Annotated in this window: 29 protein-coding genes; 11 read left to right on the top strand and 18 right to left on the bottom strand. The window is 37.1% G+C overall.

Annotated elements, in window-relative coordinates; translation table 11 throughout:
• Positions 1-16 precede the first annotated feature (16 nt).
• From ESU54_RS14540 to ESU54_RS14515, 6 genes are all read left to right on the top strand, one after another.
• Entirely contained in the window at positions 17-1,123 is a 1,107-nt protein-coding gene (locus tag ESU54_RS14540) for an ABC transporter permease (RefSeq protein ID WP_111843181.1), read from the top strand.
• Positions 1,123-2,244: an ABC transporter permease gene (locus ESU54_RS14535; RefSeq protein WP_111843182.1), complete on the top strand. Its 1,122-nt coding sequence runs from the start codon at positions 1,123-1,125 to the stop codon at positions 2,242-2,244. Before ESU54_RS14540 ends, ESU54_RS14535 begins: the two co-directional genes overlap by 1 nt.
• Positions 2,244-2,993: an LOG family protein gene (locus ESU54_RS14530; protein ID WP_111843183.1), complete on the top strand. Its 750-nt coding sequence runs from the start codon at positions 2,244-2,246 to the stop codon at positions 2,991-2,993. Before ESU54_RS14535 ends, ESU54_RS14530 begins: the two co-directional genes overlap by 1 nt.
• A gap of 12 nt (positions 2,994-3,005) precedes the next feature.
• Entirely contained in the window at positions 3,006-3,398 is a 393-nt protein-coding gene (locus ESU54_RS14525) for a hypothetical protein (protein WP_111843184.1), read from the top strand.
• Positions 3,399-3,461: 63 nt separating this feature from the next.
• A complete protein-coding gene (locus ESU54_RS14520) occupies positions 3,462-4,304 on the top strand; it encodes a restriction endonuclease (protein ID WP_111843185.1) in 843 nt (280 codons plus the stop codon).
• 9 nt (positions 4,305-4,313) lie between these two features.
• Positions 4,314-4,880 (top strand): Pycsar system effector family protein, encoded by a 567-nt coding sequence (locus ESU54_RS14515; protein ID WP_146743955.1) that lies wholly within the window; start codon positions 4,314-4,316, stop codon positions 4,878-4,880.
• A gap of 5 nt (positions 4,881-4,885) precedes the next feature.
• On the opposite strand, the gene ESU54_RS14510 is transcribed toward ESU54_RS14515, so the two are convergent.
• From ESU54_RS14510 to ESU54_RS14475, 8 genes are all read right to left on the bottom strand, one after another.
• Positions 4,886-6,256 carry an MBL fold metallo-hydrolase RNA specificity domain-containing protein gene (locus ESU54_RS14510; protein WP_111843270.1) on the bottom strand — a complete coding sequence of 457 codons (1,371 nt, stop codon included), beginning with the start codon at positions 6,254-6,256 and terminating at the stop codon, positions 4,886-4,888.
• Between the two features lie 2 nt (positions 6,257-6,258).
• A complete protein-coding gene (locus tag ESU54_RS14505; RefSeq protein WP_111843187.1) occupies positions 6,259-7,107 on the bottom strand; it encodes an ATP cone domain-containing protein in 849 nt (282 codons plus the stop codon).
• 5 nt (positions 7,108-7,112) lie between these two features.
• Positions 7,113-7,964 (bottom strand): universal stress protein, encoded by an 852-nt coding sequence (locus tag ESU54_RS14500; RefSeq protein WP_111843188.1) that lies wholly within the window; start codon positions 7,962-7,964, stop codon positions 7,113-7,115.
• Between the two features lie 25 nt (positions 7,965-7,989).
• The gene (locus tag ESU54_RS14495) at positions 7,990-8,838 is read right to left on the bottom strand and encodes a universal stress protein (RefSeq protein WP_111843189.1); all 849 of its coding nucleotides are present in this window, start codon (positions 8,836-8,838) and stop codon (positions 7,990-7,992) included.
• Between the two features lie 19 nt (positions 8,839-8,857).
• Complete coding sequence (locus ESU54_RS14490; protein ID WP_111843190.1) at positions 8,858-9,703, bottom strand: universal stress protein; 846 nt, start codon at positions 9,701-9,703, stop codon at positions 8,858-8,860.
• A 427-nt stretch (positions 9,704-10,130) separates the two neighbouring features.
• Entirely contained in the window at positions 10,131-10,970 is an 840-nt protein-coding gene (locus tag ESU54_RS14485; RefSeq protein WP_111843191.1) for a universal stress protein, read from the bottom strand.
• An 87-nt stretch (positions 10,971-11,057) separates the two neighbouring features.
• On the bottom strand, positions 11,058-12,110 hold the full coding sequence (locus ESU54_RS14480) for a response regulator (RefSeq protein WP_111843192.1): 1,053 nt from the start codon (positions 12,108-12,110) through the stop codon (positions 11,058-11,060).
• Between the two features lies 1 nt (position 12,111).
• A complete protein-coding gene (locus ESU54_RS14475) occupies positions 12,112-13,347 on the bottom strand; it encodes a PAS domain-containing sensor histidine kinase (protein WP_111843193.1) in 1,236 nt (411 codons plus the stop codon).
• A 152-nt stretch (positions 13,348-13,499) separates the two neighbouring features.
• Here ESU54_RS14475 and ESU54_RS14470 point away from each other — a divergent pair, with 152 nt between their 5' ends.
• From ESU54_RS14470 to deoD, 5 genes are all read left to right on the top strand, one after another.
• Positions 13,500-13,862 (top strand): hypothetical protein, encoded by a 363-nt coding sequence (locus ESU54_RS14470; protein ID WP_235004512.1) that lies wholly within the window; start codon positions 13,500-13,502, stop codon positions 13,860-13,862.
• A gap of 73 nt (positions 13,863-13,935) precedes the next feature.
• Positions 13,936-14,805, top strand: a complete 870-nt coding sequence (locus tag ESU54_RS14465) for an RsiV family protein (protein ID WP_111843195.1) — start codon at positions 13,936-13,938, stop codon at positions 14,803-14,805.
• An 11-nt stretch (positions 14,806-14,816) separates the two neighbouring features.
• A complete protein-coding gene (gene trxA / locus ESU54_RS14460) occupies positions 14,817-15,119 on the top strand; it encodes a thioredoxin (RefSeq protein WP_111843196.1) in 303 nt (100 codons plus the stop codon).
• Positions 15,116-15,790, top strand: a complete 675-nt coding sequence (gene deoC, locus ESU54_RS14455; RefSeq protein WP_111843197.1) for a deoxyribose-phosphate aldolase — start codon at positions 15,116-15,118, stop codon at positions 15,788-15,790. The genes trxA and deoC overlap by 4 nt, the downstream gene beginning before the upstream one ends.
• Complete coding sequence (deoD, locus tag ESU54_RS14450; RefSeq protein WP_111843198.1) at positions 15,774-16,475, top strand: purine-nucleoside phosphorylase; 702 nt, start codon at positions 15,774-15,776, stop codon at positions 16,473-16,475. Before deoC ends, deoD begins: the two co-directional genes overlap by 17 nt.
• Before the next feature lie 70 nt (positions 16,476-16,545).
• Here deoD and ESU54_RS14445 read toward each other — a convergent pair whose 3' ends face one another.
• The 10 genes from ESU54_RS14445 to ESU54_RS14400 all read right to left on the bottom strand — a co-directional run bounded on the left by ESU54_RS14445 (position 16,546) and on the right by ESU54_RS14400 (position 26,055).
• Positions 16,546-17,382, bottom strand: coding sequence for a universal stress protein (locus ESU54_RS14445; RefSeq protein WP_111843199.1), 837 nt, complete (start codon positions 17,380-17,382; stop codon positions 16,546-16,548).
• A gap of 101 nt (positions 17,383-17,483) precedes the next feature.
• Complete coding sequence (gene hpf, locus ESU54_RS14440; RefSeq protein ID WP_111843200.1) at positions 17,484-17,783, bottom strand: ribosome hibernation-promoting factor, HPF/YfiA family; 300 nt, start codon at positions 17,781-17,783, stop codon at positions 17,484-17,486.
• A gap of 180 nt (positions 17,784-17,963) precedes the next feature.
• Positions 17,964-18,170 (bottom strand): YgaP family membrane protein, encoded by a 207-nt coding sequence (locus ESU54_RS14435; RefSeq protein WP_111843201.1) that lies wholly within the window; start codon positions 18,168-18,170, stop codon positions 17,964-17,966.
• Positions 18,171-18,246: 76 nt separating this feature from the next.
• Positions 18,247-18,552, bottom strand: a complete 306-nt coding sequence (locus ESU54_RS14430; protein ID WP_111843271.1) for a hypothetical protein — start codon at positions 18,550-18,552, stop codon at positions 18,247-18,249.
• A 4-nt stretch (positions 18,553-18,556) separates the two neighbouring features.
• Complete coding sequence (locus ESU54_RS14425) at positions 18,557-21,754, bottom strand: efflux RND transporter permease subunit (RefSeq protein ID WP_111843202.1); 3,198 nt, start codon at positions 21,752-21,754, stop codon at positions 18,557-18,559.
• A 2-nt stretch (positions 21,755-21,756) separates the two neighbouring features.
• Positions 21,757-22,836 carry an efflux RND transporter periplasmic adaptor subunit gene (locus tag ESU54_RS14420; protein ID WP_111843203.1) on the bottom strand — a complete coding sequence of 360 codons (1,080 nt, stop codon included), beginning with the start codon at positions 22,834-22,836 and terminating at the stop codon, positions 21,757-21,759.
• An 8-nt stretch (positions 22,837-22,844) separates the two neighbouring features.
• Positions 22,845-24,149 (bottom strand): TolC family protein, encoded by a 1,305-nt coding sequence (locus tag ESU54_RS14415; RefSeq protein WP_111843272.1) that lies wholly within the window; start codon positions 24,147-24,149, stop codon positions 22,845-22,847.
• A gap of 204 nt (positions 24,150-24,353) precedes the next feature.
• On the bottom strand, positions 24,354-24,926 hold the full coding sequence (locus ESU54_RS14410; RefSeq protein WP_111843204.1) for a cytochrome b/b6 domain-containing protein: 573 nt from the start codon (positions 24,924-24,926) through the stop codon (positions 24,354-24,356).
• A 32-nt stretch (positions 24,927-24,958) separates the two neighbouring features.
• A complete protein-coding gene (locus ESU54_RS14405) occupies positions 24,959-25,348 on the bottom strand; it encodes a DUF302 domain-containing protein (RefSeq protein ID WP_111843205.1) in 390 nt (129 codons plus the stop codon).
• Positions 25,349-25,470: 122 nt separating this feature from the next.
• Positions 25,471-26,055, bottom strand: coding sequence for a hypothetical protein (locus ESU54_RS14400; protein ID WP_111843206.1), 585 nt, complete (start codon positions 26,053-26,055; stop codon positions 25,471-25,473).
• Between the last annotated feature and the right edge of the window lie 29 nt (positions 26,056-26,084).

Below are 26,084 nucleotides of genomic sequence, written 5' to 3'. Positions count from 1 at the left end.
AAATAATTAATTAATAATGAAACGATTTATAGGTTTTATAAAAAAAGAATTCTACCATATCTTCAGGGATAGGCGGTCGTTATTTATACTATTTGGTATGCCAATTGCCCAAATATTGCTTTTTGGGTTTGCCATTACTAATGAAATCAATAATGTGGATATCGCTGTTTTAGATCATTCAAAAGATGCAACCACAGAATCAATTATCAATAAGATTTCAACTTCAAAATACTTTACAATAAATGAACTGATTGCACGAGAAGCTGATATTGAAACCGCTTTTAAAAAAGGAAAAATAAAAGCCGTATTGAATTTTGAAAAAGATTTCAGTAGAAATTTAATAAAAGAACAGCATGCTACTATTCAGATAATAACCGACGCTACCGACCCAAATACCGCTAATTCAATAACCAATTATATCAATGCAATTCTTCAAAACTATCAGCAAGATAAAAATAAAGGCATTGTCGTAGAATATCAAATAGTTCCACAAACTCGGATGGTTTATAACCCCGAACTTAAAAGTGTTTTTATGTTCGTTCCGGGGGTAATGACGATTATTTTGATGTTGGTTTCTGCAATGATGACATCAATATCCATCACTCGCGAAAAGGAATTGGGCACCATGGAAATTTTGTTGGTTTCACCATTAAAACCCTTTCAAGTTATTATCGGGAAAGTGGTTCCGTATATTTTTCTATCGGTCATAAATGCAGCGGTAATAGTACTTTTGAGCATATTCATATTTAAAATGCCGGTTCAAGGCAGTCTGTTTTTATTGGGACTGGAAAGTGTTTTATTTATAATCACTTCATTAGCATTGGGCATTTTAATCTCAACTATTTCAGAAACACAACAGGCCGCAATGATGATTTCCCTGATGGGCTTGATGCTTCCTGTAATACTGCTTTCCGGGTTTATCTTTCCGATATCGAGCATGCCTGTGCCACTTCAAATAATCAGTAACATAATTCCTGCAAAATGGTTTATCATCATCATTAAAGGCATTATGCTGAAAGGGGTCGGGATGGCATATGTCTGGAAAGAAACTTTAATATTAATCGGGATGACCATATTTTTTATTGGCTTAAGTGTTAAAAAGTATAAAATACGATTGGAATAATGAAGACTATCGGCTACATCATACAAAAGGAATTCAAACAAATCTTTAGAAATAAAGGGATGTTGCCTATTATTTTTATTCTGCCAATTTTGCAACTGGTCATTCTCTCTAATGCCGCTACGTATGAAGTAAAAAATATCAAGTTTGCATACATAGATTACAATCATTCCTCAACCTCCCGCGCGCTGATTGAAAGGTTTAACGCTTCAACTTATTTCGATGTTTTAACCGATTTCCCTTCACAAGAAAAAGCCAGTGCTGCGATGCTATCGGGGCAAGTTGATGTGGTACTGGAAATACCAAATAATTTTGAACGAAATCTACTAAAGGAAAAAACTACCGATTTGTCCATCACCATTAATGCTATTGACGGCGCGGCAGCTGGTGTGGAAAGTGGTTATGTGAATCAGATTGTTCAAAGCTTTAATAAAGATGTAAAAATGACCATAATTGAAACATCAAAAAAGGTTATGCAACCCGTGTCTATTGAGAGTATTCCATCGTTTTGGTACAATACTACCTTAGATTATAAAACATTTATGGTGCCTGGAATTTTGGTTTTATTAGTAACGATGATAACCCTATTTCTCTCTGGGATGAATATTGTTCGCGAAAAAGAAATAGGCACTTTGGAACAGATTAATGTAACGCCCATTCGCAAAAGTCAATTTATCATCGGGAAACTTTTCCCCTTTTGGGTTATTGGCATGGGGCTGTTAACCATCGGACTTATTCTGGCAAAAGTAATTTTTAATATCCCCATGTTAGGCAGTTTAATTCTACTCTACGCCTATACTTCTATTTACATTTTAGTAATTCTCGGGATGGGTTTGTTAATCTCAAATTTTACTGACACTCAACAACAGGCTATGTTTATTGCCTGGTTTTTTGTGGTGATTTTTATTTTAATGAGCGGCTTGTTCACACCAATAGAAAGCATGCCAAAATGGGCGCAGCTAATTACGGAATTCAACCCTATAAAATACTTTGTTGAGATTGTGCGAATGGTTTTATTGAAGGGTGCTGGATTTATGGATATTCTGCCGCAAATGGCAAAAACGCTGCTATATGCTATTATAATGAATGGTTTAGCCGTTTGGAGCTATAAAAAAGTAAACTAATGGAAAACAATATAAAATATCATTTACAAAAAAGCGAATCGCCGTTCCTTCAAGGGCCCCTTTCAAGGTTTAAAGAATTGGGGTTTGCTGTAAGGGTGATGTACCAGTTTATACGTGGTTTTCGGAAAATGCACTTTATCGGGCCTTGTGTTACCATTTTTGGCTCGGCACGTTTTACACCAGATTCCAAACACTACCAAAATGCTGAAAAAATCGGCGCAGCCCTTTCAAAATTAGGGTTCACTATTATGACCGGCGGTGGTCCCGGCATTATGGAAGCCGCGAACAAAGGTGCTTATGAAGCAGGTGGCTATTCAGTGGGCGTCAATATTGTGCTACCCTTTGAGCAAAAACCCAACAAATATTTACACAAATGGATAAATATCCCATATTTCTTTGTTCGAAAATTCTTAATGATGAAATATTCTTTTGCCTATGTAGTTATGCCAGGCGGAATGGGCACTTTAGATGAACTCTTTGAGGCGATTACCCTGATACAAACAAAGCTAATACAAAATTTCCCCATTGTTATTTTCGATTCGGAATACCACAAAGAACTTTGTCACCACATTCAAACAATGGCAGAAAACGAAAGCATCAGTAGAGAAGATATGAAATTACTTTTCGTAACCGATTCTGCCGAAGAAGTTGTCGAGCACATAAAAGTACACGCTATTGAAAGGTTTGGATTGGTGAAAAAACAATACAAACCAAAGTGGTGGTACGGAGAAAACCGAAGGAAATTTTAAACATGAATAGTCATGAAGAAAAATAAAATATTGAAGTACGTTATTGCAATTGTATTAATTGCTTTTGCTTTACTGACGGTGTTTATGAGTAGCTCTGTCCTGTTCGACTGGTTTGGTATCAGTGCAAAAGAAGGGGACTATGTGCCATTTATAGTGAAGACAAACCTGACAATGGGTGTTATTTATTTAATTGCAGCCTATGGATTTATAAAATCGAAAAAATGGGCTTTCTGGCTCATGCTTTCAGCAGCTCTCTTTCTTTTTTTTGCATTCTTTGCGTTTTATATCCATATCCATACTGGGGGACTTTATGAAAACCGCACTATTGAAGCCATGACTTTTAGGATTTTGTTTACAATACTATTTGCAGGGCTTATTTATATAATTACAAATAAAAAACCATGATTTATTCAGTAAGCATGTACATCAGACAATCAACAGTTTTAAAAATATTTAGTTAAAAGTATTATGGAGAATAAAATCATAACTATAAAAAAATTCAACGGCGATATTGAACAATTCGATGTTGAAAAGCTAAAAACATCACTCAGGCGAAGTAAAGCTTCAGAAGATGAAATAAGCGAAATTGCAGAAAATATAATACCGATACTCTATGACGGGATGCCTTCCAAAGAAATTTATAAAAAGGCTTTTGCAATGTTGAAAAAACAAAACCGTACTTCTGCATCTAAGTATAGTTTAAAACGTGCAATTTTAGATCTGGGACCAACTGGTTTTCCTTTTGAGCGATTGGTAGGTGCGTTGCTCAAACATCACGGATACGATACACAGGTAGGTGTGGTCCTTCAAGGCGAATGTGTTTCACACGAAGTGGATGTTTTGGCTGAAAAAGACGGCAACACTTATACCGTGGAATGTAAATTCCATGCTGATCCCAAAGCCGTGAGCAACGTAAAAGTCCCACTTTACATAAACTCTAGGTTTCTAGACATTCAGAAACGTTGGAACAACGACCCCGAGAAAACATCTCATTTAAAACAGGGATGGTTGGTTACCAATACCCGTTTTTCCACGGATGCTATAAACTATGCAAATTGTGTAGGGCTACATTTATTGAGCTGGGACTATCCCGAAAATAACGGGATAAAACAAAACGTGGACAAGTTTGCCCTCTACCCTATCACCACATTGACAGCTTTGACCAAACACGAAAAAGATCTTCTCATTGAAAATAATGTTATACTGACCAAAGAGCTTTTTAAAAACTCACATTTGCTGGATAAAATTGGGATTTCAACACTGAGAAAAGAAAAAGTTTTAAACGAAATAAAAAAACTATGCGATTTATAATTGGTTATTATGGAAAATGAAACTACTCATAAACAAGAAAAGTTGGAACGTTACGATTCCCGAGGCGTGCAAACTTTGTTTAAAACCCTCTCCCGAAATCATTACAACCTTCTAAAGATGGTTGACAATAAAGCCAGAATAGTGCTTACGGTCAATTCAATCATAACATCATTACTTCTGGGGTTGTTATTTATGATTCCTAAATCACAAAAAGTTCCCTTGGAAATTGGTACTCGAATATTGATTATCTGCAGTATGCTATCAATGATTTTCGCATTGTTCAGTATGTTGCCCTATCGATATTTTGGATCTGCTTATAAAAAGAGCGGATATAAAGGAACACTATATGCCGAAAATTTTGTAAAACTATCCCTCTCTGAATTTAAGACCGAATTTGAACGAATAATGAAGAAAGGCCAAAATGTTTATGATGAAATGATAATCGATTTATATTTTTTAGGAAAAATCATCGCGCATAAACAGTTACTACTGTTTATTTCGGTCATCATCTTTTTAATAGGATTAATAACCGCTATTTCCTATACCCTTATCAATGGGCTAGTTGTCTTTGCCTGAAAATTTCAAACTATAATTTCCTTTATATCATACAACTTCGGAATAGTTACATTCCAACCATAAGTATCACGCAATTTCACTCGGAAAGCATCCTGTGCAGTAGGTTCACCGTGAATTAGGAATACTTCTTCGGGTTTGTTTTTTATGCTGCTGGTCCAGTCTAAAAGTCCTTGTTGGTCTGCATGCGCAGAAAGGCTTTCAATATGATGTATCTCAGCTTTTACGGGATAGTATTTCCCAAAGAATTTTAATTCATAAGCCCCTTCCAAAAGTTGTCGGCCACGCGTTCCTTCGGCTTGGTAGCCCACCAATAAAACTGTGGTATTTGTTTTGTCTATCATCTGTTTCAGATAGGTCAAAACCCTTCCACCGGTGACCATCCCGCTGCCCGCAATAACTACTTTTGGCTGTGGATTGTCTATGGTTTCCCAAGTTTCTTTGTAAGACGTGATAATATTCATTCGATTATTCATAGCGTTGAAATCCTTCATCGGCAACTTGTGCCAATCGGGAAAACTTTCAAAAACCGAAAGTACATTATTGCCCATTGGGCTGTCAATAAATATTGGAATGTTTGGGATTCGTTTTTCGTTATAGAGTTTCCAAAGAAGAAACATCAATGTCTGTAAACGTTCTACCGCAAAGGAAGGAATTATCAAATTGCCACGATTGTGAATGGTTTTATTGATAAGTTCCACCAGTTTATCTGAAACACTTTCTTGTGGGTGAAGTTTATTCCCATAAGTACTTTCCATAAAAAGATAGTCCGCCCGCTCAGGTTTTTCGGGTGGAAAAAGCAATAAATCTTGCTCACGACCAATATCGCCCGAAAAGACAAGAGCTTTTCCGAATATTTCCAGTTCTATAAAAGTCGCACCAATAATATGTCCATTATAACGAAACCGATATTTTATATTTTCTGAAAGTTCAATCCATTGGTCTCTTTCTTCAGCTTGGAAAAACCCCAAAGTAACTTCAGCTTCTTCCACACTATAAAATGGTTCGGCAGGTTTGTGTTTGGAATATCCTTCTTCATTGGCTTTTTCTGCTTCTTCCTCGTGAATTTTGGCACTGTCCAGTAAAATGATTTTTGTAATTGCTAGCGTTGGTGCAGTACCTATAATTTTTCCACGGAAACCTTGTTTTACCAAACGCGGCAAATAGCCCGTATGATCCAAATGACCGTGAGTAAGTAACACCACATCAATCTCCGAAACATCAATTGGTAAGTACTCCCAATTTTTTTCACGCAGTTCCTTTAACCCTTGGAACATGCCACAGTCTATTAAAATGTTTTTTTCGGTGGTTTCAATCAAGAATTTGGAGCCTGTTACGGTTCCTGCTGCGCCGAGGAAGTGTATTTTTAGTTTTTGCATAGCTAGTTGTTTTTGCATAAAAGTTTAATTTCTTCTAAAATCCGTTCTTTCCGTTTTTCTGAAATTCCCAAATGATCCAGATAGAAATCGTCATTTATCAATTGCTTACAAAGCACCACATCACGGCTGAGAAGAAACTGCTTTTCGCGTTGGCTCATAAGCGTGGAAACCGTGATTGGGTAAAGGCCCAAATGGTCTATTCGGTCTTTAATACCGTTCTCTTTCGGAAAATCCCAGCTCAGTAAATAAAGGTTGCTGCATTTGCCATATTTCAAAGCGTCTTCGGTAAACCGGGTATTAGTTACTACCCAACCTTCGTTTGGTTTTTCAGTAGTATCTCTTTCTCCATAAAAATTGAGTATATCGCGATAACGGGAATGTATATACAACGGCACTTTTACATCGCAATTATGGCCCTCATCGCTGTGGAATTTACATTCTGCAACTATATTTTGATCGTTTTTGCGCGCGACAACATCAACTTCGTGGGCTACACATTTACCTTGTAAAAACTGTCCAGTTTTTACTTCGTAACCACTATAGAAAAGTAGGGCTCCCACAAATTTCTCAAACGGAAAACCTGTGGGACCCAACTCATAAATTGCTTTTTTTAATTTATACCTTGAAGCAAAAACATTTTTTCTTTTTTTGAGCAGCGCAAAGGCACGATTGTAAATTTCCTTAGTACTAATACCTTGGTAAAGCTCATCGCGAACGTGGTTGGAAATTTCATTAACCAGTGATTCTTGGGCGCCGCTTTTACGCAATGAGCTTTTCAATTTTTCAATTGAAAAATTCACCTTTTGACCAGAGTGTTTTACTATTTCAATATCCTGAGGAGCGTTTTTCATTGTGTTTAATTCCGCAAATCGTGCATGGCAAGTAAAGGTACGGTGGTATGCATTCCAAGCTCCTTAAGCATCGGATTTGAAAATATACTTCCAAAGAAATTATGTTTTTTATTAACAATTGCAATCATCTCGCTCTCCCTACTCTGCACAAAACAGCGTACCCCGTCTTGTAAATCTATATTATAGAGTGTGTGATGTGTAAAAGATGCCGGATCCAAAATACTTTCCAACAAGACTTTGTTTTTTTGTTGTGCTTCGTTAAGGGTTTTGCCTTTTTGAACGTGTAGAATCCGTATTGGGGAGTTAGTGCAACGTGAAATCTCAACCAAAGTCGCTAATTCTTTTTCCTTATAATGCGTTCTGAAACTGGTAGGAAAAACAATCTCATTTGGGTCTTTAAACAACACATTTGGTGGAATGGCTAATACTGGGCAATTTCTTATTTTCTCCATCGCATTTACAGCATTGCTACCCAATATTACATTATTACTATCTGTCTCTCCTTGGGTTCCCATAATTACCAATTCGATATCATGCATTTCCACTGTTTTATTCATTGTATCGAAAAACGATCCAAATGCAACTATATAAAGAAATGTATGATTATCATTTTCTTCATAGAAACTCATTAGTACTTTAAGCCTTTCCATGTTTTTTTCAGCATTTTCCTTAGCAGCAAATTGCGCTTTCTCTGTTGGTTCAGGAATTAAGGGGCTGTCTTTGGAGTAGCCAGAATGGTAGTAGGTGTGCAGAATGAAAAACTCACAATTTTCCCTTTTGTAAAGTTCCATTGCATATTTAAGCGCGTTCCATGCGTTTTTGGAAAAATCTGTGGGTATCAATATTCTTTTTTTCATCTTATATTTTTTAAAATTATTGTTTCTAATTTTTTATTGGAATAACCAATGTTGGAACGTGGGCGTGTTTACCTACCCTGCTCACAACCGGTTCTCGAAAGAGTTTCTTTAAAAATGCATGTTTGTGGTAAACTAATGCCAAAAGATCCATTCTTTTTGTATCTATAAAGTCATGAAGTGATTTTGAAATGTTCGCCATTTTAGGAATGAAATGAAACTCGGTATCATATTCCGAAAGGTCATTTCTATATTGTTCCAAATTTTGCTGTTGTTTATAGTTCAGTTCTCCTTCGGCACCTACGTGAACCAAATGAATGGTTGAATTATACTGGCGTACCAAACGAATAATTGGTCGCAACTTTGAAAGCTGGTAAAAATCATTATAATCTGAGGCAAAAGCAATATTTGTAGGAATTACGAAATCTACTTCGCGAGGTACTATAAGGAGCGGACAGCCTTCCAGAGTTTGGGTAATTTTAACAGTAGTGCTTCCAACTAGAACTTCTTCAGCTCCTGTGCGACCCTTGCTGCCCATCACTACTATATCTATTCCTTCGGTTGAAACTAATTTGTTGATGGTTTTTGACAAGGTGGCGGGCGTGGAAATGACTTCGAAGTTGTGTGCTACTTTGGAAGAATCTAATTTAATTTTATGTACCAACCGTATACCGTCTTCCTCAGATTGTCTGTATAGTTTTTCAATTATGTTTTCGGAACGGCCAATGTCTACACGGCTTGTAAGTTTATTTACTTCTTCACCAAAAGAATGGAGAATGGTTATTTGCAAGGCTTCATCACTAAAAAGTTTTGTAACATAAAATAAAGCTGCATAAGCATTTTTCGAGAAATCGGTGGGAACAAGGATTTTTTTCATTTTCAATAATTTTAAATATTTAACGAGCTAAATTTTGAAGCACTAAAAAGGGAATATCTATATGCAGTCCTATTTTTTCAATAGTTGATTGATACAATATATTTTCCAAATAAGAATGGCGAGTATTCACCATAATCAGCATATCTATTGGATTTTCTATAACAAAAGTATTGATTGCCTTGGTAACATCAGTACCATTTTCCTGTTTAAAACTAATTTGATTATCACAGAAAGAAGCTTCCAAAAAGTTTTTATTGTCTTGCTGCCGCAATGAAAGTGATGAAAATTTAGAGACATATAGAAAATCTACCTTTGAAACAAAGCATTTTGCAATACTACTTACTAGTTTCAATTCTCGGCGTTTGTATGGCAATTGATAATCCGTTGGAAACAATATATTCTTTGGATGTACATCTCCAAAAACTACAGGAATAGCAAGTACTGGGCATTTAACATATTTGATTACCTGAAGCGTGTTGGTCCCGAAAGTTATTTTTTTATCAGCAGTTTCGCCTTTAGTACCCATAACCACGACATCAATGTTTTCCTTTTCCACCCAATCGTTTACTGAATCTACCAACAGTCCAAATTCTGCAATGGTATGTATGTTATGTTTTGGATTTGGCGAAAAGTCAACAATTTTTTCACGAAAATTTTCCAGAGCCGCTTTTGTTTTGGCTAGTGTTTTTTTCTGAAGATCATCAAAAATTTCGTTTGCCAGTCGAGATTTTGCATCATAGACCTCATCTGCAAAAGCGTGGAGAAGATAAATTTCAGCACGATTATATTTGAAAAGCTCCGTGGCGTATTTAATAGCGTTCATTGAGTTTTCCGAAAAATCGGTAGGGATTAATATTTTTCGCATGGCAATCTGTTTAAAATTTAACTACGTAAATATAACTATTGCTACACAGATAAACTATGACAAATATCAATCAACAGTCTGATTTTTAAGGAATCCTTAAGAACAAAGACTCTCCTTACTTTGTAAATTGAAGCTAAATAAGTTATGACCCTCTCTGCTATTACCTAGCTTGTAATAACCGCTTTTGTATTGGTTACATTGGCTATTTTTGCCATTATGGTCTTTCTTATCAGTTGGGTATTCTACCTAACTATTTTTGGACAAGCTGCATTGATATTTTCAGTCTTCAAGATTTTAAAAAATAATTATAATACAACTAAGACTTTTGAGGATTTTTATGATGACTATCCTATTGGAAGAGAAGAGTGGTTTATATTTTGAGTTTTGTTAATTCAGCCAACTTATTTAGGCCCAAATACACTGAAAACTACTCATGAAGCACTAAAAAAGGCACATTGGTTGTGTCGCTAACGGTTTTTACTGCAGGACGCAAAAGCAACCTTTGAATAAAATTCAAGTTTTTGGCAACGATAGAAACTAGGCCTATTTCCCAAGTTTCTACAAAATCTTGAATACCTATTTCCAAATCTTTGCTTTCAACAAAATGGAAACTGTGTTTTTTTTCTTTAAAAAAGTAATGCAAAAACCCCTTGTTGTCTGTTTGTGATGAGGTAATATCCGTATTTAGAGATTTTACATGAAGCACACGAAGTGCCGATTGATGGAGGTCCAGTGTTTCTGAAAGGGTACTGATTACTTTGTTGCGATAGATACAGTTATAATCTGTTAAAAAAGCTATATTTTTAATTCCATTAAACTTCACATTTTCGGGAATTACCAGTACGGGACATTTCACCTTTGTAATTACATCACAAGTATTGCTTCCCATATCACTTCTGTTTATTTTGGAAGTTCCTTTGGTACCCATTATAATATAATCAATTTCCTTTTCAACTACATGTTTTCTGATGGCTTCCACCAGATTTAGTTCTTCTTGGAGGGCAAAAAACCTATACGTTTTGTTTTTAGAGAGAAGTTGGCAAGACTTTATTTCTTCCTTTAATAAATGAGGTGCACCTTGAATTGTCTGCATTTTGGCACTGAATTCTGAAAAATTTTCATGCACTACTTCTTTAAAATTAGGATTTTGATGGGACACATGAAGGAAATAAAAATTCACGGCCACATCGGAAAAATAATCCAACGCATACCTAATGGCATTTTGTGAATCTTCAGAAAAATCCGTTGGAATCAATATATTCTTCATAGCATCATAATCTTACCCGCAAAATTATCTGTATATGTCGGGATAGAAAATGATAAAAATCAGCTTTAAGAAAAAAAAATATGGATATCAGTCTATATTTCGTAGGCTTTCCAAATCTATAATGCGTATGTCGCGGCCCTCTATTTCGATAATGCCATCTTTCTTGAAATCTGAAAGGGTTCGTATAAGGCTTTCGGTAGCAATTCCAGCGGTTGTAGCAAGATCATTCCGCGAAATTCGAAGAGGCGCCTCAGGTTTTTTGTCCATAATCTCCACAAACTGAAGAATGGTACTGGCCGTCTTTTTCCGAACAGAACTGTAGGCCATTCTAACCAATTGCTGTTTTATTTCGGAAAGATTATCGGTTAAAAGATTCATCAACTCCAAAGAAACATCTTGGCTTTTTTTCAAAATATCTTTCACGTACTTTTTTGAAATGCCCACCACTTCTGTTTCTTCTACGGTTGTGGCGGTTTCATTATAAGGAATGTTATCGTCAAAAGAAGTGAAGCCCAAAAAGTCATCGGCTTTGTAAAGACCTGTAATGAGTTCTTTGGCGTTCGCGTCCATAGTGTGTGTTTTCACTACACCTTTCAAAATTAAAAACATGTTGTTGGAGTGGTCTCCTTTTCGGTAAATGGTTTCTCCCTTTTTATAATTGGCTAATTCGCCTTCATCACAAAAAAAATTTTTCAATTGGTTGAGGTTTTGGGGGTTTTCGTCATCTCCAACACTCCCCTCCTCTTTATTGTTTTCGCGCATTGCCAAAATGCTTGCTTTTGCCAAGCGGCTTTCCACAGCACTCAGCAGTTCGTGCTCTTCAAAAGGTTTGGTAAGATAATCATCTGCGCCCATATCCATGCCTTTACGTATTTCTTTGTGTTCCGTTTTTGCGGAAAGGAAAATAAAAGGAATATGTTTCGTTTTTTCTTCAGAAGCCAAGTTTTCAAGCACGCCGTAGCCATCAATCTCGGGCATCATTATATCACAAATAATGATGTTCGGCTTTTCACTTTTTGCTTTTTCGATGCCAATTCTACCGTTTGGAGCCGTATAAACGGTATAACCTGAAAGTTCCAACAGTTCAGCAGTATTCTCTCTTAGTGCGGTATCGTCTTCAATAAGGAGTATTGTTTTCATCTTAATTTATTTTGTTTTTTGTTGGGAAAGAAATTGTAAATGTGCTGCCCTTGCCTTCTTCACTTTCAAAGGTAATTGTACCGCCAAGACTTTCCAAATGGCTTTTCACTATATTGAGACCAATGCCCGTACCTTGATCCAGCAGTGCATTTTCAGCTCGAAAATATCTGTTGAAAATATATTTCTGTTCCTTTTGTGGAATACCCATTCCTTCATCTATAATTTTTATACTTAAGGAATCACTTTTTGGTATTACAACTACATCAATAATAGTATGCCCTGGCGAATATTTTACAGCGTTGTTTATAAGATTGGTAAGGGATAACTCAAGGATTTTCTCATCAAAATTTAAGAAAATGTCGTCTATATTCTGTGGATAATTTATGCGCTGGCCGTCTTTCAAAAGCATGTTTGCGTTATAAATAACCTCATTCACGACTTTGCTCAGCGGAAATGTGTCAAACTTATAGTTGGTTTTACCGGATTCCATACGTTCAATTGAAAGAAAATCATTCAGGATATTATTCAGGTATTTTACTTTGTTCTGTATGGTTTTCAGATGCTTCTCGCGTTTGTCTTGTTGGTCCGTCTCGGTATATTTCCCCGCAAGTGTAGCCGAAGTGAGAATGCCGCTCAAAGGTGTTTTAAACTCATGCGAGACCAGCGATAGAAATTTTGTTTTCAATTCATTGAGTTCACGTTCCTTACGCAGTGATTCCATTATTTTATGCTCCGCTTTCTTTCGTTTTGCAACTTCATCTTTTAGTTCTTTGATGGTTTGCTTTAGTTCTTTGGTGCGTGTTTCAATTTTTTGTTCCAAGGATAAATTGAGGTCAATTATTTCCAGTTCCTGATTCTTCCTTACTGAAATATCCGTAACCAAAGCCATCACATATTTGCTCCCATAAACCTCAAAAGGGTTTAGCCCTGCCTCTACCGGAAATACGCTGTCGTCCTTGCGCTGGCCATAAAGATCACGCCCATGGCCCATTTGACGCGGGTCACTTTTTTCCAAAAATTCGTCAACTTGGTGGTGATGGTTGCTTTTATATTCTCTCGGAATTAATATACTCAGGTTTTGTCCCAAAAGTTCTTCTGGTTTATATCCGAACATTTTATCAGCAGCATCATTTGAGGTTACAATTTCCTGATTTTCATTAACAATGATAATGCCTTCCGAAATTGCTTCGGAAAGTATTTTGAAAATATTATCTTTTTCTTCCTTAAAAACCTTCATCCCCCAAAAGTAAGAATTTTAAACAGTTTTTTCAGAACTGATTTATATCATAAAAATTCGCCGGAAAACGAGTTAGTTTTACACCTTAAGAAACGTAAAATTATAGCATTATGGGAACCGTTAATAAACCTGAACTCTTATTTTATCAAAAAATGGGGGAGCTTTTTTACGCTATTGCGGCGGCGGACAAGGTTGTGCGGAAAGCAGAATACAATATTTTGAAAAATATTGTATCGGAACAATGGAAAAATCTGGATGATTACGAAGATCCCTTCCATACAGATGCCGCTTACCAAATAGAAGTGGTTTTTGATTGGTTTGATTATGAACAACTTGACGCAAAGGATTGCTTTGAAAGCTTCGCCGATTATAAAAAAGAACAACCCAATCTTTTCACCAAAGAACGAAAAGACCTAATATGGAGAACTGCAAATGCCATAGCTAGTTCCTTTGCGGACAAAAACAAAAGCGAAGTGATTATGCTTGCAAAACTGAAAATGCTATTGGAAGATTAATGAAACTTAATTAAACTTTCCTTTTTTTCACTATCAATCTTTCTCTATTTTTATGATTTAAAACCCAAAGAACATGAAAATTTTTCTGCCATTCTTAATTTTTTTTACACTAATCGCCTGTAAGAATGATCCCAAAAAGGAGGAAATTGATACTTCGGCTCCGCTCAGTAACCAAGAAGAAATTTTAGATTCCTTGCGTGTTTCCGATAGAAATCTCGATGCACAGCAACAAACCCTCAATATAAAACGTCAGGAACTTCTTGAGAAAAAAGATTCAAAAGTAGAAATGGAAAAACTGCTAATCTCAAAATCATTTCTAAAAGAAGGAGATTGGTACACACTCGATTTTAAATATCCATACCTCAACCAAAAAATTAAGCCTCAATTTGAGAATTTCAACGAATACATCAGTAAGTATTATTTAGATGCCAAAGGCGTAGAAAAACAAATTTTAGAAGAAAAAAGATTGTGCGACTCCTTGGGAATTCCAAAACAAAACGAAAAGCGAATGGTAGATTATAAAATCTACAACCTCAACAACAGGCTTATCAGCGTACTTTTTTACAAAGAAAATCATTACACCGGCGCAGCACACGCTGCCTATACTTTTGATTGTTTAAATTTTGATTTGGAACGGGCTGTTTTTATGAACTATGAAGATTTCTTCAACAATGGATCCGAGGAAGAGCTACGCGATATTCTGAATACACTTTTAAAAACGAAAATTAATTCTGGTGAAATGTATTACGACTGTTGGGCTATTTCAGCAGATGATTTCTTCGACGCCAAAAATAATTTCGTGGTAAACGACGATGTGGTTGAATTCTATTTTGACGATTGCGTAATCTGTCCGTCCTACACGGGGACCTATTCCATCCAAATTCCGTTGGAAATGTTGATGCCTGTTTTAAGAAAATACAAAAAGAACCCGCTAATTGGCTAAAATCCATTACTATGAAAAGCAACTTCAACGAAATAATAAACTCCGAAACTCCCGTACTGGTAGACTTTTTTGCCGATTGGTGCGGACCATGCAAAATGCTTGCGCCCATACTAAAACAAGTAAAAGATGAATTGGGCGATGGTGTGAAAATTGTAAAAATTGACGTTGATAAAAACCAACCGTTGGCAGCGCAATTTCAAGTACGTGGTGTGCCTACAATGATTCTGTTCAAAAACGGAAAGCAACTTTGGCGACAAAGCGGGGTTTTGCAGAAAAACGATTTGGTTAATATTATAAATCAACATAAAAATTGAGGGAGCTGAACTGCTTTATAGATCACACCCTATTAAAAGCCACCGCTGCACCTGAAGAAATTGTAAAACTTTGCAATGAAGCAAAGCAATATAAGTTTTATGCAGTTTGTGTAAACAGCTGCTATACTTTTTTAGCTGCAAATGAATTAAAAAACAGCGATGTAAAAGTTGCTTCTGTAGTTGGTTTTCCTTTGGGCGCAAGCAGTTGCCACGCCAAAGTCTGCGAAGCAAAACAATGCATAAAAGACGGTGCAGATGAAATTGATATGGTCTTGAACATAGGTTTGTTGAAAGCAAAATTGCACAAATCTATTGGTGAAGAAATTGCTGCCGTTAAAAAAGAAATTGGCAGCCGAACCTTAAAAGTAATTCTCGAAATCTGCTATTTAACCGATGACGAAATTAGAATGGCCTGCCAAATAGCCAAGCGCGCCGAAGCCGATTTTGTAAAAACCTCCACAGGTTTTGGGACAGGCGGTGCCACTGAACACTCAGTAAAGATAATGGTTGAGGAAGTGGGCGACACTTTAAAAATAAAAGCTTCCGGCGGAATAAAAGATGCTACGACTGCTGAAAAATATATTAAAATGGGAGTTAGTAGAATCGGAACCTCTTCAGGGATTGAGATTGTAACATCCACAAAAAAAGACACAAATGAGCACACATATTGAGGCCAAACCGGGCGAAATCGCAGAATCGGTTTTACTCCCCGGAGACCCAATGCGCGCCAAATGGATTGCCGAAACTTTTCTTGAAGATGCAAAATGCTACAACGACGTTCGCGGCATGTTGGGTTATACGGGTACTTTTCAAGGAAAACCAATATCAGTGCAAGGAACAGGAATGGGAATCCCTTCCGCATTAATTTATTGCCACGAACTTATTAACGATTATGGTGTTAAAAACCTAATTCGGGTTGGTTCTGCGGGAAGCTATCAAAAAGACATTAACCTGCGCGATATTGTGATTGCAATGGCCGCCTCTTCCACTTCGGGTATTAACAACACTCGTTTTGTAAACTGCGACTACTCACCTACTGCACATTTTGATTTGTTTATGAAAGCCGCCCTATATGCAAAGGAAAATAACATTCCCATAAAAGCTGGCAATGTGCTTTCCAGCGATCAATTTTATGAAGATGATTTCAATAATTATAAAAATTGGGCAAATTTCGGTGTGCTTTGCGTAGAAATGGAAGCAGCGGGACTTTACACAATCGCGGCAAAATTCAATGTGAAAGCTTTGGCTATTTTAACCATTTCGGATTCTTTGGTAACTGGTGAAAGTATTTCAGCCGACGAACGCGAAGTCAGCTTTTCAAAAATGATTGAGATTGCTCTTAATACATTGCATTAGAAATAAAAAAGCAGGAACTCAAAATTGAAATTCCTGCTTTTCGTAGTTAATTGATGTCGATAGCAATTAACTATACTTTAAATGTCAATACAGGTAAATCGGAATGGTTTACAACGTCCTCACCAATACTTCCAGAGAAAAAATGTGCCAGACCTTGGCGACCTTGAGTGGGCAGCGCAATGATATCTGCATTGCTTACTTGGCTGTAACCGAAAATTCCAGCTTCCACAGAATATTCGTTGTATTGGACCACATTGTTCAAACTTTCCAAAGGATTTGATTCTCCTGAAAGTTTCAAAAAGTTGAGAATTCGTTTTTCAATTTCACGTGTGCTTCGAAAATCGCCTGCAAGATTCACATAAAGCATTTGCATGGTAATTCCCAAGGCATTAAACATTTTTTGAGCACGCTTATAGGGACCAACAGAACTTTCTAGAAAGTCGCAAGCAAATATGCCCAATTGAGGATTGAAGTTCTCAGCCCGATGTTTAATAACCAACACGGGTATTTCGGAAGTGCGCACTACTTTTTCAGTGTTACTTCCAACGAAAACTTCTTTTAACCCTGTACTTCCGTGGGACCCCATTATAATTAAATCTGCTTCAAAATCACGAGCCACATCATTCAATTCACTAAAAATTTTATAATTATGAACAGCATCCGTAACCTTAATTCCTTCCAAATAATCTTTATCAAGGAATTCAGCAAACCGCTTTTCGGCCAGTTTCATATAAAACATTGCCTCAAAAACTTCTTTGCTTTCATCGCGTGTTAAAACTGCATCACTAAGACCCATCATATGTATCGCGATTATTTCGGCATTTTGATTTTTGGCAATGCCAGCTGCAACCTCAAGGGCGTAATCGGAATGTTGGGAAAAATCTACGGGAACTAATATTTTTTTCATTTGTATATAATATTTGAGAAATAGGAAGATGGAGTGCCCCAATTTACATCTTCGGTTAGTTTATAATCCGCCGTAGCGGAGGGCATTTCAAGTTGATTGGTCTAGTGTGTTGCAAATTTTGCCTTGCGTTTTTTTAGCTGCTTTTCCAAATCGGAAATAGTTTCTTTTGCGGCCGCTTCAAAAGTTGCTTCCGTAGAAGTTGCGAAAATTTTGGGCCCTGGTAGGCTTAGTTCCATTTCACAAATATTGCCTTTGCCGTAAACATTGTTTTCTAGTTTAAAACTTACGTCGGCTCTAATGAGCCATTCATATTTTTCAGCAATTTTTTGAAGTTTTTTTTCTACATATTCATTCATAGCCTCGCTGGTAGGCATTTTCACGTATTGGATGTTTATAGTCATGATGCTATGTATTGATTAATATTTTATCAAATATATTCCTTTTTTACGTGTTTTGAAATGACCAATGTCATATTATAAAGGATGATTGAAGTTTGCTGACGGAAATTTTAATAAATAAAAATCCTGCTCCAATAAACCTGGAGCAGGATTTTTAAATGTGAAATTAATATGAACTATTAGTTATTTACAACAGCTTTCCTCTTCGTCTTTCACACCAAGTTTTATTAGAATTTTTTCCATCAAGCACCATTTTGTAAATGATGATTGAAGCAAATTTGCACCTACAAAAGCTGTGAACCAGAGCCAGTTAATATTCACATAAACAGCCAAAATAAGACTTATTAAAATAAAAGTTCCGGCAATTGCCCTAATATATCTGTTAATCATACTATTAAAATTTAAAAGTTAAAATTTTTATTTGTCTTCCACTAACCTCTCCCCTTTGGGGATGTCGGGAGGGGACTTAAATACTACGTTCTATTGGTACAACCACCGCGTGAATTGGGTTGCTGGTTTCCAAAGTTTCATTGAATTGTATCACTAAACTGAAAAATGAATCAATTTTTTTATCCTCAGTAAAAGAGAAAAACATAATGCTTTCCGCACCACCCTTTTCCGAGGGAAACCAACTGGAATTCATCATAACGGAGGGTACATTTTTAAAGCCTTCTATATCAGAGCCACTATAGCTCTCAATAGTTGCCTTCTTGAAAAGTTGTAGAACTACTTTCTGGTGTTCGTTTACAACGGTTACGATTAATAGTTTCATAGCTTTATTCTTTAAAGTTTTTTCGTTCAATCATATAATAAACCAGTGGCACTACAAGTAATGTAAGCACTGTAGAAACAATAGTTCCGCCCATTAGCGAAATGGCGAGCCCTTGAAAAATGGGGTCAAAAAGTATTACAAATGCGCCTATCACAACCGTTCCAGCAGTTAATAAAATTGGCGTAGTTCTTACCGCTCCGGCTTCAATTACGGCTTGTTTTAAGGGGATTCCATCCGCTGTTCGTAGGTTTATGAAATCTATCAACAGCACTGAATTCCGCACCATAATTCCTGCTAAAGCAATCATCCCAATAAAGGAGGTCGCGGTGAAAAAAGCACCTAAAACCCAATGGCCGAGTATAATTCCAATTAATGACAAAGGAATAGCAACCATCATAACCACGGGTGCTTTAAAGTTTTGGAACCACCCCACAATCAAAATATAAATGATGATGATAACACCCAAAAAGGCAATCCCCAAATCGCGAAATACTTCTAAGGTTATCTGCCATTCACCATCCCATTTCACTGTGAAATCGTCTTCAAATTCAGGTTGCTCCAAGTACAATTCATTCATTTTATAACCAGCTGGCAATTTTATTTTGTTCAGCTTATCGGTCATTCCCAAAATAGCGTACACAGGGCTTTCAAGTTCTCCGGCCATATCAGCCAGAACATAAACTACCCGCTTTTGGTTTTTCCTATAAATACTTTTTGCTCGGGTAGTTTCCTCAATATTCACCAAATCGACCACCGAAACCATATTGCCTTGCTTGGAAGTAATTTTCAACTGCGAAATATCTTGGATAGTAGACTTTTCCTTTTCGTCCAACGCCAATAATATTCCTACTTGGTCAACAACATTTTCATCATAAAGATTGGTTACAGGCTTATCTGAAAGCGCCATATTCATTGTATAAACGATTTGTTGAGGCGTAACGCCATAGCGTATTGCTTTCTCTTTGTCTATGATGAATTCATATTCCGTTTGATCCGCTTCCACCATCCAATCTACATCTACAACATCTGGCGTTTCGTTTAATATATTCTCAAGTTGTTTTGCAACTGCTATTTGCTGGTCATAATTAGGACCGTAAACTTCAGCTACAATGGTTGAAAGTACAGGCGGTCCTGGTGGAACTTCCACTATTTTAACGTTGGCGCCGTATTTCTTCCCGATTTCCTGAATATGCGGACGAACTAGTTTTGCTATATCGTGGCTTTGTTCGTCCCGTTCTTCCTTATCAATTAAGTTTACTTGTATATCGGCATTATTACTGCCGCCACGAAGGTCGTAATGACGCACCAAACCGTTGAAAGTTATCGGCGCCGAGGTACCTATGTAGTTTTGATAATTAACCACGAGAGGTTGTGTTGAAAGGTATTGTCCAATCTCGCGAGTAACCACTGCAGTGCGTTCCAGAGTAGTTCCCTCGGGCATATCGATCACCACTTGCATTTCGTTTTTATTGTCGAAAGGCAGCATTTTTACTGCAACCGATTTTGTAAAAAACAACATCATTGATCCCAAGAGAAGTACGATTGTAGTTCCCAGAAATATCCAACGAGTCTTTTTATTTTCGATTAGAGGCATTTCAAATTTTGAATAAATTCTATAAATGAAAGTGCTTTCTAAAGATTTTTCAGGCTTGGGAGCTTTTCCTTTTTTCTCTTTTTCGCGAAGGAAAATATAACCCAAATAAGGTGTTATGGTTAAAGCAACAAATAGCGAAAGTATCATTGCAATGGAAGCTCCAATAGGCATTGGCGACATATAAGGCCCCATCAATCCGGAAACAAAAGCCATTGGCAATACAGAAGCTATCACTGTAAAAGTTGCCAAAATGGTTGGGTTTCCTACTTCGTTTATTGCGTAAATAGCGGCTTGCTTAAACGGCAAGCGTTTCATCTTGAAATGCCGGTGCATATTTTCCGCAATAATAATGGAGTCATCCACCACAATTCCCGTTACGAAAACCAAGGCGAAAAGTGTAATTCTGTTTAATGTATAGTCCAGTAAATAGTAACTCAAAAGCGTCAGCGCAAAGGTAATTGGCACCGAAAGGAAAACTACCAAACCACCACGCCAGCCCATTGCGAGCATTACAACTAGCGTTACTGCAATGATAGCGCCTATAAGGTGCATCAACAGTTCAGAAACTTTATTGGACGCTGTTTCGCCGTAGTTTCGTGTGATTTCTACGTGAACATCATCCGGAATTAGATTACTTCGCAAATGATCTACCTTATCGATAATCACGTCTGCGATTTTCATTGCGTCGGCTCCTTTTCTTTTCGCTACCGAAATGGTTACAGCTGGATATTCAGAAGCGTATTTCGACAGCTTTTCACTAGCTCCTCCAAAACCAAAGGAAACATATTTACTCGGAATCTCTGGCCCATCAAAAATAATGGCCACCTGCTTCAAATAAATAGGTTGATTCTGCTGCACGCCAACAACCAAGTTTTCAACATCGGCCGCAGATTTTAGGAAACTGCCAGTTGAAACCAAGAACTCCGTATCATTTTTATCAAAACTGCCCGAACTCATTTGCTGGTTATTTGCCTTTATCATTTCGGCAACAGTTAAAAAGTCCAAACCACTCGCAGCTAACTTGTCTTTGTCCAATATTACACGCAATTGACGATCACGACCCCCAATTTTGTGGGTTGTGGAAACCATATCCACTTTTTCAATTTCCTGTGTAAGTTCGTCTGCAATTTGTTTTAGTTGAAAATCGTCATAACTTTCACTCCATAGCGTCACTCCCAACATTGGCACATCGTCAATGGCACGTGGTTTTACAAGCGGCATGGTTACACCCGGAGGCATTTGGTCCATATGCTTGTTCATTTCGTTGTAAAGCTTTACAAAGGAACGCTCAATATCCTCACCCACATAAAACTGTACAATTACCATTGCACCTTCCTCAGAAGAAGTGGAATATACATACTCCACACCAGGAATATTGGAAACCAATTTTTCCAAAGGTTTCACAACCCTAGATTCAACCTCCGTTGGAGATGCGCCCGGGTAGCCCACAAAAATGTCGGCCATTGCCACATCAATCTGCGGTTCCTCTTCCCGCGGTATCAAAAACGAACTGTAAACCCCGATGACCATAAACACGATCATTAAAAGCACCGTAAGCTTTGAGCCTATAAATAACTTGGCAATTTTGCCAGCAAATCCGTCCTTCATGATTATTGTTTAATGGTTATTTTAGCACCGTTGAAAAGTTTTCCATCGGCAGAAATAATATAATTTTCATCTGCATTTAAGCCAGAAAGTACTTCTACATTATCGCCATAAGTGCGCCCCAGTCGCAACCAACGAAGAAGAGCGGTATTATTTTGACTCACCGTGTAAATTCCAGTTAATTGTCCACGTTTTACTAATGCTTCCTCTGGCACTAAAACCGTCGTAACATCAGTTTTCTTTTCAATAGGAAACTGAACCGTAGCGTACATTCCTGAAAGAATGCTCTCGTTGGTTTTGTCTAAAACTACTTTTACCAAATATTGTCCACCCGTGTTTTTTGCTGAAGTGCTCACTTCGGTAACTTTTCCGGGAAGTATTTTATTTGAAGATTTTACAATCACCTGCACTTCGGATCCGGATTTTATTTTTGAAATTTCACTTTCAGGAACTGAAGCGGTAACTTCAAAATTCCCAGGTCCTTCAATTGAAATTAAAGGGGCGCCGGGATTAGCCATATCGCCAGCTTCAATGAATTTATTGGTAACAACCCCGTTAAAAGGGGCACGAAGATTTACATAAGCAAACTGCGACTGCACTTCGTTTTTCATCTGTTTTGCGCCTTCCAATCTGGCTTTTGCCATTTCATAACGGGCGCGCTGATCGTCAAGTTCCTTTTGACTTGCACTGTTATCTGCAAACAGGTTTTGAAACCGCTGATAATCTTTTTCTGCATTATTGAAAGCAGCTTGTGCCTCAGTAATTCCAGCACTTGTCTGCGCTTGTTTAGCCGAAAGATCAGAATTATTGATACTTACCAATAATTGTCCCTTTGTAACTTTTTGACCAACGTTTACGAGAACTTTGTCCACAAAGCCCATCATTCGTGTGCTGAGGGTTGCACTGTTCGCAGCTTCTATTTTTCCGCTTGCAGTTAAAAATGGAGTATTATTTTCTGCAGCTACAGAACTTACAGTTACAGGAACTGCAGGGGTTTTATCTATGGTTTTTTCTTCGGAAGCATTATTACAAGCGTTAAAACTGAGTACTGCCGAAAATAGTAGAAGTGTATATATTTTTCTCATCTCTGATATTAGTTTTTTGTTAAAAATTGAAGGTATGCCAAGGCGTAATTATGCTGAAAAACGGTGTTGAAATACTCCAACTGTTTCTGTGAAAACTGAGTTTCAGCACTCAATAAATCGGTAGTTCTTTCAAGTCCTTCCCCAAATCTGTTAGTACGAATTCTGAGTGCTTCTTTTGATTGTTCAAGCGCCAATTCAGTTAATTTTAAATTGTTTTTAGCGTCTTGGAACATACGTCGTGCTTTGTTAAGCTCCAATTGGCTATCGGCTTTATATTGCTCCAATTCGAGGTTTGCTTTGTTGAATTCTGCTTTGCTTTTTTGGGTTTTTCCGAAACGTTTGGAGCCTTCAAAAAGATTCCACGTCAAGGCTGCACCGAATAAATATCCGCTTGCATCTGCTTGAAAAATCTGATCGTCATAAAGTTCGTAGCTTCCATAAGCATTAAATCTTGGCAGAAAAGTCATTTTATCTGCTTTGTAATTTTGTTTGTATGCATCTGCTACAAATTCCATCGCTTGAATATCGGCTCTGGAATTGGAAAGGTTTTCAACTGGATTTAATTCCGAAGAAACCATAAGGGAATCCGTGGGTTTTAAAACACCAGCAACCTCTTCATTCATAAGCACCGCAAGATATTCTGAAGCGTTAATCACATTGCTTTTTGCATATTGTAGTTGGTTCTCAACTTCGGTAACGCGCACTTGCACCGCCAAAACATCACTTTGCTGTAAGTAACCTTGTTTGAAACTATTGTTAGCCAAGCGGAAGTTTTCATTAGCTGCTTTTAAAGCGTTTTCCAAAACATCCACGCTTTTATAAGCCAATTGCAACTGCATATACGCCTTTTCAGTTTCAAGGGAAAGGTAATCGCCCGTGCGAGCCAACTGCATTTGGGTTGCTTGCCATTTTGCTTTCGCAGCTTTCCGCTGAAAAATTCCATCAACGTTTATAATGGGTTGCTGAACCTCAAATTTTGTAGCGAAAATTTGAATCTGTGATGGATTGTTCAATTTATTCGGATCAAAATCTGCTTGGGTAACTATTTCCTGGTTCAGTTTAAAACCAAAAGCCATCAAAGGATTTGTGGTCGCAGTTCCACTATGGGAAGCTGTAATGTTTGGCAGAAAGACAACATTAGTTTGATTATAATCGCCTTTTGCGGCCAGCACTTGCTGTTCGCCAATTTTTAGCTTATTATTTTGTTGAACTACCTTTTCCAGCACTTCTGCTTTGGAAATGGGGACGGTTTGCTGTGCGAAAACTATCGCGGGCAGCAAGCCAATTAGTGTAATTATATTTTTAATCTTCATTGCTATATTAAATTTGATGCAAACATACGCCAGAAAACAAGCTTGGTCAGTAACTAATGTTACCAAACAAAAAAGCACCTGTTCGAGGTGCTTTTCTATAACCAAATAAATTTACAGTTAGTAGAAAACCAACTAACAAACGTTCCTAAATACTCTTAATGACCTTGGTCAATTTATTGAAAAATATTTATGCATTTAAATAAATCAATCATCAGAGCCACGCACTATTCTTGAAATAATCCCTTTTTGATTTGTAAATTCTGCTATTAATATTCCTCCAATATGGATGGCGATAAATGCGATTAGATAATAAATACCCAGTATATGAATTTCTTCCATTACTTCTTTTAAACTTTTTGGTCCCCATACTATTACAAGTCCTGTAACCAATGAAACAACTACGCATACATAAAAAATAATGTACGACCATTTCTGAAATTTCTGCTTTGTGGTTAAGTTTTTAAGTAATGGACTTTGAAATTTCATAGTTCCGAATAAGGGAAGTAAAAAGCGCAAACTGAACAAACCAGTTAAAACATAACCTAAATAAATATGCCAGTCCCACATAGGTTTTCTTATCTGTTTTGCCAGAACGATGAGCTGCTCACTAGATAGCGATTGATCGGTACCATTGAGATAAGCCTGTATAATATCCGCCATATTATTTTTATTCATCCAAGTCAATCTCAGAAAAATTGTTAATAATAGAAGTAGAAAGGTAATTGCTATTGCCCAATGGATAATTCTATAGATTTTAGAATAGTTTACAGTTTCCATAAGGCTCTTTTTAAATTTAAATGAATGAGTTTCTAAATACTTTGAATAACTTTGGTTAACCTCTTTTGAACATCTTTGGCAATATCTCCCAAAGAATTATTTTCCACAGCCATCATTGAAGCTGCTGGATCTACTGCGGAAACCTCTATAACCCCTGGTTCGCGTTCCTGAACAATTACGTTGCATGGAAGCATAGTCCCAATTTTGTTTTCGGCTTGTAACGCTTGGTACGCCATTTGTGGATTGCAGGCACCGAGAATGGTATAATTATAAAAGTCTGCGTCCAACTTCTTTTTTAAAGTGGCCTTCAGGTCTATTTCGGTCAACACCCCGAATCCCTCTTCTTTTAAAGCCGCCGTTGTCTTTTCAATAGCATCTTTAAAAGTTGTGTTTTTTAATGTTGTGCTTATGTAGTAACTCATGATTCTAGCTTATTTAAATTACTTAAAAATTCTTAAACAAATGTATGATTGAAAAATGGGAGGTTATGTGACAAATATCATACAACTTGACATTTTTCTTTTTTTTAAAATTATGTAGCTTATTAATTAGCTGGCGTAATCATGATATGGGATCTATGTGTGCCGGCCTCCATCAACCAAGGCATTCCCGGAGCCTGTGGTTTAGTGGGCAAACCAGTGCTTTCACCAGTCATATATGGTTTATAGATTACGTAGCGTATTTTGCTTTTTAGCAGTTCGCCAGTTTCAGCACTATAGTCTTTTTCTTCACCAGCCAGTATATAAAGTATTGAGGGTTCTGCAGGCATTTTTAAAGTTCCTCCATCTATTTCATTTTTCCGGGCTTCTTGCTTTTCTTCGTTGGATTTTCCTTCAGCCGCCAACTCTCGGCCACGTGCCATAAATGGTTCTAATTCGGCTCCGTAACAGGCTACGCTTATTCCTTCCTTGTTTGGGTCATCTGCCAGGCATACCATTCCGTTGGTACCTTCGCGCAAGGTGATAAGTTTACCTTCAGAATTATAACCAAGAACGGTTGCGCCATCACGGTACATTTCAGGCGCAGCCAAAACAGCAGTTTTAATTTGTATATTCTTGGGTAAAATTTTGCTTTGTGAAAATGCCGAAAATGCAAATGCAAAAACGAAAACAACTATTAAATTTTTCATAATCAAGTTTTTTAAAATGTGAACCTTTA

The sequence above is a fragment of the Aequorivita antarctica genome (assembly GCF_007997155.1).
Lineage (GTDB): Bacteria > Bacteroidota > Bacteroidia > Flavobacteriales > Flavobacteriaceae > Aequorivita > Aequorivita antarctica.
This window is presented reverse-complemented; position numbering and strand designations above follow the sequence as displayed.